We start from the raw sequence: 657 nt of genomic DNA on the forward strand, positions 1-657 counted from the left end.
CGGGCCGAAGATCTCCTCGCGCATGATCGTCATGTCGTCGGCGACCCCGGCGAACAGCGTCGGGGTGTAGAAGTAGCCGTCGCGATCGACGGGCTTGCCGCCGGTGACCAGCTCCGCGCCCTGCTCGCTGCCGGTGGAGACGAGGAAGTCGACGTGTTCGCGATGCTTGGCGGACACGAGGGGCCCGAGCTGCGTCGACTCGTCCAGCCCCGGACCGAGCTTGAGACCTTCGAGCCCGGCCGCCAGCTTCGCGACGAACTCCTGTTCCCGCTTGCGGTCCACGAAGAACCGGGTGTACGCGGCACAGACCTGACCGCTGTTCAGCGTCGCGCCCGCGAGATTGCCGGCGACGGCGGCGTCGATGTCGGCGTCGCCCGAGATGATGCTGGGCGCCTTGCCGCCGAGTTCGAGGGTGAGCCGCTTGAGGTTCGACTCGGCGCTGGCCGCCGTGATCAGCTTCCCGACCGCGGTCGACCCGGTGTAGGACAGGTGGTCGACGTCGTCGTGCCTGCTCAGGAGCGCGCCCACCGCCCCGTCGCCGGTGACCAGATTGACCACGCCCGGCGGGAACCCGGCCTCGTGCACGAGCTCGACCAGCCGGATGCTGGTCAGCGGCGTGACCTCGCTGGGCTTGATCACCACGGTGTTGCCGGTGGC

1 protein-coding gene is annotated in these 657 nt (G+C 69.7%); it reads right to left on the reverse strand.

Features of this window, described 5'->3' with window-relative positions; all coding sequences use genetic code 11:
* Positions 1-657, reverse strand: a 657-nt coding sequence (locus AVR91_RS44180) for an aldehyde dehydrogenase family protein (protein ID WP_228709489.1), incomplete at both ends; no start/stop codon positions are given.

Origin of the sequence: Amycolatopsis keratiniphila subsp. keratiniphila, assembly GCF_001620365.2 — a bacterium.
Taxonomy (GTDB): domain Bacteria; phylum Actinomycetota; class Actinomycetes; order Mycobacteriales; family Pseudonocardiaceae; genus Amycolatopsis; species Amycolatopsis keratiniphila.